Raw genomic sequence first — 8402 nt, forward strand, 5'->3', positions numbered from 1 at the left:
CTCCGCCCGGCTGATCTGCGCCGAGATGCGCCGCCGTGGCTTCGACGAGGCGCAGATCCTGGCGGGCACGCGGCTGAACTGGGCCGCGCTGCACGAGGGCAACCGCTACCTGAGCTTCGACGAGGTGACCCGGCTGATCCGGCGCGCGGTGGCGCTCACGCAAGAGCCCTGGCTGGGCATCACGGTGGGGTGGGGCACGCAGTTGTCGGCGCACGGGCCGGTGGGCGTGGCGGCCATGTCGTGCGACAACGTGGGGCAGGCGCTGGCCTTGATCCAGCGGCACGCCGGCTTGCGACAAAGCCTGATCTCGCTGGAGGTGGCGACACAAGGCGAGGAGGTGACCTTGTGGATGCGCGAGCACCTGCAGGCGCCCGACGTGCGCGAGTACATCATGGGCCACCTGATGGGCGCGGGCCTGCGCCTGCTCGATACCCTCACGGGGCTGGACATGACCCGCGTGGCGCGCGTGGAGTTCGCCTTCCCGGAGCCGCCCTGGGCCGATGCCTACCGTCGCTGGTGGCCCTCGGTGCGGTTCGGTGTGGAACGCTCGGCCATGGTGTTGCCGGCCGCCTTGCTCAGCCACCCGGGGCTGGCCCCGGACCCGCAGACCCACCGCATGGCCCTGCGCGAGTGCGAGCGCCTGTGGTCACAGCAGAACGACCCGCGCGACCGACTGGGGCCCGTTGGCGATCGTGTCTTGCGCCAGTTGCTGGCCTGCGAGGGCCGCTACCCGACCCTGATCGAGCTGGCCGAGCGCGAGCACGTCTCCAGCCGCACGCTGATCCGCAAGCTGCGCGACGAGGGCCTGACCTACCAGCAACTGCTGGACCGCGTGCGCGAGGACCTGGCCTGCTGGTGGCTGCTCAACTCCTACCTGACGGTCGAGGTCATCGCCGACCGGCTGGGCTACCAGGACACGTCCAACTTCAGCCGCACCTTTCGGCGCTGGGTGGGCATGCCCCCGAGTGATTTCAGGCGATCAGCCGGTGCTCAGACCTTGAACACCGCCACCGACTGAACCAGCTCGGCGGCCTGGTGCTGCAGGCTCTCGGAGGCCGATGCCGACTCTTCCACCAAGGCCGCGTTCTGCTGCGTGCCGTGGTCCATTTGCTGGATGGCCTGACCGACCACCGACACACCGGCTTGCTGCTCGGCGCTGGCCGTGCTGATCTCGGCCACGATGGTGTTGACGCGACCGATGGCGTCCACGATCTGGACCATGGTGTCGCCCGCCTGGTTGACCAGCGTGCTGCCACGCTCGACGCGCTCGGCACTGGCCGTGATGAGGTGCTTGATCTCGCGTGCGGCGCCAGCGCTGCGCTGCGCCAGCGAACGCACCTCGGCAGCCACCACGGCGAAGCCTCGGCCTTGTTCGCCGGCGCGGGCGGCTTCCACCGCCGCGTTCAGCGCCAGGATGTTGGTCTGGAAGGCGATGCCGTCGATCACCGAGATGATGTCGGAGATCTTGCGCGAGGCCTCGTTGATGCCTTGCATCGTCTCGACCACTTCGCGCACGACCCCGCCGCCTTCTTCTGCGACCTTGGCCGCTTCCTGTGCCATGGTGGTGGCCTGCAACGCGTTCTCCGCGTTGCGCTGCACCGTGTGCCCCAGGTCCGACATCGTGGAGGCGGTTTGCTGCAGCGAGCCGGCTTGTTGCTCGGTGCGCTGGGACAGGTCCTGGCTGCCTTGGGAAATTTGCGCGCTGGCCGTGGCCACGGCTTCGGCGTTGCCGCGCACCCTCGTGACCACCTGGGTCAGGCTGCTTTGCATGTCGCACAGCGCCTCCAGCAAGGGGGTGAACTCGTCGCGGTGGTCTTCCTGGATGGTGGTGCGCAGGTCGCCGTCGCGCACGCGTTCGGCCACCTCCCGAGATCTGTCCACCCGTCGCTTCAAGGTGCGACCGATCCACCAGGACAGCGTCACCATGGCGCCACCGATGAAGACGAACACACCCATGAGCACCATCAGCGTCTGCTCGATGCTGGACTGGATGTGTGCGATGTCCTGCTCGGCGCTGTCGCGTTGGTAGCTCACGGTTGCGGCGAGCTCCTTGAGCAGCGCGTTGCGAGCAGGGATGGTGTGATCCACCAGGTAAGCGAAGGCTTCGTCCTTGCGGCCTTCGATGATGAGTTTGACGTTGGTTTCCCCTTGCACCCAGAAGGCCTGCACGGCAGGCGCGATGGCCTCGAAGCGTTGCTTGCCTGCCTGGGTGAACAGCTGTTGCTCGTAGGTTCTGAGCAGTTGCTCGATCAGCTCGCGCTTGGCTTGAACGTCTTGCAAGGCCGCGTCGCGCTCGGCAGGCGTGCGCGCCAGCATGGCGTGGCGCAGTTGCAGCGAAGCCCGGGTGACGTTGAGCTCAACCTGGGCGATCCCGGCCAGTTGAGGGATGCGGTTCATGGCCGTCAGCCCGCTGGTGGCCGAGACGTCCTGCAGTCGCCACACCGTGAAGATGGCGGCCCCGATCAGCCCGGCGCACACCAGCACCGAAGCCAGGGCGATGCGGGCAGCCAGCCCGCGCTCACGGAAAAACGACATGTCGTGCTCTTTTTTGCATTCATCGTTGTTGTCGGCATGGCACCTGAGGACTGAATGCTTGAGCCGCTCATTCGGTCGCAAATTGATACATCCTGCACACCCAAACCCGCGAATCTGAAAAAACCACCCAAGGCGTCGGGGGCGGGGCGCAGGGCGCCGGCTTCTTACAATGGCTTCATGCCTTTCGTTCACCTCCGCGCCCACACCGAGTTCTCCGTCGTCGACGGCACCGTCCGCATCGACGACCTGGTCAAGCTTGCAGCCAAGGACAGTCAGCCCGCCGTGGCGGTGACCGACCTGTCCAACCTGTTTGGCGCGGTCAAGCTGTATTCCGCAGCGCGGAAAAAGGGCGTGCAGCCCATCATTGGCGCCGACATCTGGCTGGAGCCCGAAGAGGCCGGTCGCGCGCCCCTGCGCTTGCTGCTGCTGATCCAGAACCGCGCGGGCTACCTGCGCTTGTGCGAGCTGCTCGGCGAGGCCTGGACGGCCCCGGGCCAGCGCACGCACGCCTGGGTGAGCTGGGCCTCGCTGACCGAGCGCAACGAGGGCCTGATCTGCCTGTCCGGCGCCGAGCTGGGTCCGGTGGGCCAGGCCATCTTGATGGGCGATGTGGCCAAGGCCGAAGCCTGGGCGAAGAAGCTGGCCGAGGCCTTCCCGGGGCGGTTCTACATCGAGCTGCAGCGCGGCGGCCACCCCACCAACGAGCCGCACATCCGAGCCGCCGTGCCGCTGGCCGCCAGGCTCAAGCTGCCGGTGGTGGCCACGCACCCCATCCAGTTCCTCGCGCCCGATGACTTCGAGGCCCACGAGGCGCGCGTGTGCATCGCCGAGGGCGAAGCGCTGGGCAACCCCAAGCGCATCAAGCGCTTCACCAAGGAGCAGCACTTCAAGACCACGGCCGAGATGCAGGCGCTGTTCGCCGACATCCCCTCGGCCATCGCCAACACGGTGGCGATCGCGCGGCGCTGCTCGCTGACGCTGGTGCTGGGCAAGCCGCAGCTGCCCGACTTCCCGACGCCGATCATGCCGGACGGCCAGCCGCAGCCCATGGACGCGTTCTTCCGCGAGCTGTCGCACCAGGGCCTGGAAGAGCGGCTTTTGCACCTCTTCCCCAACGAGGCCGAGCGCAACGCTGAACGCCCGCGCTACGTCGAGCGCCTGGAGTTCGAGATCAACACGATCCTGAAGATGGGCTTCCCGGGCTACTTCCTGATCGTGCAGGACTTCATCAACTGGGCCAAGAACAACGGCTGCCCGGTGGGGCCGGGCCGGGGCTCGGGCGCCGGCTCGCTGGTGGCCTACGCGCTCAAGATCACCGACCTCGACCCGCTCAAGTACAACCTGCTGTTCGAGCGCTTCCTGAACCCGGAGCGGGTGTCGATGCCCGACTTCGACATCGACTTCTGCCAGGGCAACCGCGACCGCGTCATCGACTACGTGAAAGACCGCTACGGTCGCGCTGCTGTTTCGCAGATCGCCACCTTCGGCACCATGGCCGCCAAGGCCGCGCTGCGCGACGTGGGCCGCGTGCTGGGCATGGGCTACGGCCACGTCGACAGCATCGCCAAGCTGATCCCGGCGCCCCCTGGCAAGACGGTGACGCTGGCCAAGTTGCCCCCTGACTTCGATCCGGAGAAGGCGAAGGTCATCTACGCCCGCCACGAGGCGCCCGAGATCAACGAGCGCGAGAAGGCCGAAGAAGAAGTGGCCGCGCTGCTCGAACTCGCAGAGAACGTCGAAGGCCTGGTGCGCAACATCGGCATGCACGCCGGTGGCGTGCTGATCGCGCCGGGCAAGATCACCGACTTCTGCCCGCTCTACCAGCAGCCTGGCAGCGACTCGGCCGTGAGCCAGTACGACAAGGACGACGTCGAAGCCATCGGCCTGGTGAAGTTCGACTTCCTGGGCCTGGCCACGCTGACCATCCTGGAGACGGCCAAAGAGTTCATCATGGCCCGCCACCCGGACCAGAAGGACTTCGACTTCGCCAAGATCCCGCTGGACGACGCGCCCACTTACCGGCTGCTGTCCGAGGGCAAGACCGTTGCCGTGTTCCAGCTTGAATCACGCGGCATGCAAGGCATGCTGCGCGACGCCAAGCCCAGCGTCTTCGAGGACATCATCGCGCTGGTGGCGCTGTACCGACCAGGCCCGATGGACCTGATCCCCTCGTTCTGCGCGCGCAAGCACGGCAAGGAGGCGGTCGAGTACCCGCACCCCCTGATGAGCCAGGTGCTGGAAGAGACCTACGGGATCATGGTCTACCAGGAGCAGGTGATGCAGGTCGCCCAGATCGTGGGCGGCTACTCGCTCGGTGGCGCCGACCTGTTGCGCCGCGCCATGGGCAAGAAGAAGGTCGAGGAGATGCAGCACCACCGCGGCCTGTTCGCGGAAGGGGCGGCCAAGAACGGCATCAGCACCGAGCTCGCCAACGAGATCTTCGACTTGATGGAGAAGTTCGCGGGCTACGGCTTCAACAAGTCGCACGCGGCGGCTTATGCCTTGCTGGCCTATCACACGGCCTGGCTCAAGCACCACTACACGTCCGAATTCTTCGCAGGCAACATGACGATCGCCAGCGACGACACGGACAAGCTCAAGATCTTCCACGACGATGCCACGCAGAACTTCGGCATCACTTTCTCGCCGCCCAACGTCAACGAGGGTGAGTGGCGCTTCATCCCGACTGGCGACAAGTCCATCTGCTACGCGCTGGGCGCGGTCAAGGGCACGGGGCAGGGCGCCATCGAGGCCATCGTGGCCGAGCGCAATGCCAACGGCCCCTTCAAGAGCTTCTTCGACTTCTGCACGCGCGTGGACCGCAAGCTGGTCAACAAGCGCGTGGTCGAGGCCTTGATCAAGGCGGGCGCCTTCGACACGTTGGCGGACAACCGCGCGGCCTTGCTGGCCAGCGTCTCGCTCGCTTTCGAATATGCCGACACGCTGGCGGCCAACGCCGACCAGGGCGGCCTGTTCGACTTCGGCGACAGCCACGCCGCGTCCACCAACGAGCCCGACCTGGTGCCCACCGACCCGTGGTCGCTCAAGGAACAGCTGGGGCTGGAGAAGACCGCCATCGGCTTCTTCCTCACAGGCCACCTGTTCGACCAGGCCGAGGGCGAGATCCGGCGTTTTTGCAAGCAGCGCATCGCCGACCTGCGCGACAGCCGCGACCCGCAACTGGTGGCCGGCATCGTCAGCGAGATGCGCGTCATCAACGGTGCGCGCGGGCGAGTGGGCCTGTTCAAGCTCGACGACAAGAGCGACGCCATCGAGGCCGTGGCCAACCAGGACACGCTCGACGCCAACAAGGACGTGCTCAAGGAAGACGAGCTCGTCATCATCCAGGGCAAGGTGCAGAACGACCGCTTTTCGGGTGGCCTGCGCCTGAACGTGCAGCAGGTTTTCAGCCTGGCGCAGGCGCGTTGCCGCTTCGCTCGTTTCGTGCGGGTGCACGCGCCGGGGCAGCAACTGCCCGTGGGCGAGTGGTTGCGCGAGTTCCCGGGGCGGCGCGTGGCGGCGCCTCAGCCTGACCTGCCCGACACCGTGCAGGGCCTGCCGGTGCGCGTGGTGATCGAGCGCCACACCGATGGGTTGTCGGCGCGAGGCGAGGTGGAGCTGGGTGAGGCCTCGCGCGTGTTCCCGAGCGACGAGGCGATGGTGCGCATGCGGGAGCTGATGCCGCAGGCGCAGCCGCAGGTGGTGTACGGGGAGGGGTGAGGTTTCTGGGGGCCTTTGGTGGCGCCGGCTAGAGGCTCAAATGATGAGCACAGGCTTGGCGCTTTCGACGTCGTTGAGCTTGACGCGAACCAGGCCGATGTCGATGCCCAGTGCGTTGAGCAGGGGGTCGATCACCAATGCACCAACGGCCGCCAGGACCGGGGACACGAAGAAGTTGACCAGGGGTTTGAGCAAGTCTCCACCCAGGCCCAGCACCTTGATGACCAGGCTGGTGTCTTGACCAAGCAGCCCGGCGAAGGTGCCGCTGCCCACGCCGGAGGTCTGCACCGTCTTGGGCAGCTCCGCCGTCGAGGCGATGTTGAAGGCCGCTGCGCCGCCTTTGGCATCGCCCACAGGGATGTTCAGCCCCACTTGCAGCAGGCCACCAAAAACCGATGCCAGGTTGGTGTCGGCGTTGTTGCGCAGGCGAAGGCTGACCAAGGTGCTGCCCACTTCGATTTGCCCCCGGGTGTTGCCAGGCGCGATGGACAGCGACGCAAGCTGACCAGAGGTGGACAGCAGGTCGAGGTACAGCGCCATGTCAACGAGGCCCAGGTTCAAGGGGTTCAGGCCCACCTTGATGGACATCTGCGCCGATTGGGTCTGGGTGCACCAAGCGCCTGACAGCGATTTGCCGGCGGGTCCGACGGCGATCCGGGGCGGGTTGAGCAGGTTGAGCGTGATGCCGCCCACGCCGGTGATGTTCAGTCCCAAATTGATGGTGCCCTTGCCTTTGCCCACCAGCAGGCTGGTTTGAACCAAATCCAGCACATTGATGTTGACGGTGGCCGATGCCGCTGACGCCGGGACCTGGATGTTGAGCACGTCTCGCAGCCGCACCTTCAAGCTCGAGTTGACAGAGATGGAGCCAAGCTGGTTGAGTTGCGTGGCCGCAGCTGCTGACGGAGATGCGGTGGCCAGCCAGCGCAAGAGCTCGTCAATGGGCACTTGGCGGTCGAGCAGTTCCTCGATGGTTGCGGCGCCTGCCGCGGCCTGCAACGCCAAGAGGTTGACCGACGTGCCTGCCAGGTCGGTCAAGGCCGCCACACCCAGGTTCAGGCTGCTGTTGCCCAGGATGGCCCGGAACAGGTTGGTGATGAAGGTGGCCTGGTTCTGGGTGATGCTGGCGAAGCTGCCGATGGAGAAAGCCGCCTGGGGCGGGCCGCCCTTGGCCGTGGCCGTCACCTTCATCACCGTCGAGTTCGACGAAAGCAAACCACTGGCCAGCACACTGGGCTCGACCGTGCGGGTGAGCGTGACCTGCGCGGCGTTGCTGCTCTCGGACTCGTTGGCCTGGAAGGTGTTGACGCGGGTGGTGGCGTCGCGGCCATGGATGCCGCGCTGCAAGTCCAGGCTGTAGCCCGACGTCAGGCCGTTGGCCACCACCACGGACTGCGCCGCCTGCAGCGCGGACGTGCGGGTGCTGCCGCAACCGGTGTGACGCGCTGCCGCCATGGCCGCCATGTCGGCGGTGGACTGCAACTCGCGCTTGGTCAACCACAGGCGCGCGGTCTCCAGCGTCAGGCCAGTGAGCATCAAGGCCAACAGCAGCGTGAAAACGCCCAACAGGGTGATCATGCCTTGCTGATGCCGAGCGGGCGCGCCCAGGCGCCGCGCTCGCTGGCGGGCGCGTGGGTGCTGGGCGTGCTGGCTGGCTGGCATCGGACGGTGGCGGGATGAAGCTGTTTAATGAGGCTTGTTAAGCGTACTCATTTGTTGGCTGGCAGGCTTTCCCTCAATTGCTGGGGAATGTCGACTTCGAAGGTGCGCAGGTAGCGATCGTGAACACGGCGCAGGGCTGGGCCTGACAGGGTCGGCCGTGCGGCCGAGGCCTGTTCGCGGCTGCTTTGGCTTTGCAGCCATTGACGGGTGGCCCGGCCGGTTTCGGGTAGCTGCCGCCTTTGCTCAAGCTGCCATTCCTCGGTGCTGAAGGGCTCGGTTGCCGGGGCGGCGGTGGCGGGCGTCGCGTCGGCCTGCGTGGCCCGAGCGCTTTGACAAACGAACAGGGCGGTCAGCAGGGCAGCGCCCAGCACCCACGGCTGTTCGGTCCAGGCGCGTGATGCGCGGCGGTTGGTGGCGGTGGGCTGTTTCATGGTTGGGCGGGTGTGGAGGCGGGAGCGGACGGTGGCTGAACGGGGGCAGGCAGG

At 66.6% G+C, this 8402-nt stretch carries 5 protein-coding genes; 2 read left to right on the forward strand and 3 right to left on the reverse strand.

Translation table 11 applies throughout. From position 1 onward, the window contains the following. Positions 1-1018: AraC family transcriptional regulator (locus B2W70_RS15820; RefSeq protein ID WP_286747113.1), on the forward strand; the 1018-nt coding region annotated here is incomplete at its 5' end. On the opposite strand, the gene B2W70_RS15825 is transcribed toward B2W70_RS15820, so the two are convergent. Beyond that, positions 991-2535: a methyl-accepting chemotaxis protein gene (locus tag B2W70_RS15825; RefSeq protein ID WP_286747114.1), complete on the reverse strand. Its 1545-nt coding sequence runs from the start codon at positions 2533-2535 to the stop codon at positions 991-993. The genes B2W70_RS15820 and B2W70_RS15825 overlap by 28 nt on opposite strands. Before the next feature lie 177 nt (positions 2536-2712). Between B2W70_RS15825 and dnaE the strand changes: the two genes are divergently transcribed. Beyond that, a complete protein-coding gene (gene dnaE, locus B2W70_RS15830; protein WP_286747116.1) occupies positions 2713-6255 on the forward strand; it encodes a DNA polymerase III subunit alpha in 3543 nt (1180 codons plus the stop codon). Positions 6256-6291: 36 nt separating this feature from the next. Here the strand turns inward: dnaE and B2W70_RS15835 are convergent, their stop codons facing one another. Together B2W70_RS15835 and B2W70_RS15840 are read right to left on the reverse strand one after the other, a co-directional pair. Beyond that, complete coding sequence (locus B2W70_RS15835; RefSeq protein WP_286747118.1) at positions 6292-7833, reverse strand: TadG family pilus assembly protein; 1542 nt, start codon at positions 7831-7833, stop codon at positions 6292-6294. Between the two features lie 131 nt (positions 7834-7964). Further along, the gene (locus tag B2W70_RS15840) at positions 7965-8348 is read right to left on the reverse strand and encodes a DUF3613 domain-containing protein (RefSeq protein ID WP_286747120.1); all 384 of its coding nucleotides are present in this window, start codon (positions 8346-8348) and stop codon (positions 7965-7967) included. Positions 8349-8402: the final 54 nt, after the last annotated feature.

This window comes from Aquabacterium sp. UBA2148, assembly GCF_002328915.1.
In the GTDB taxonomy this organism is placed as follows: domain Bacteria; phylum Pseudomonadota; class Gammaproteobacteria; order Burkholderiales; family Burkholderiaceae_C; genus Aquabacterium; species Aquabacterium parvum.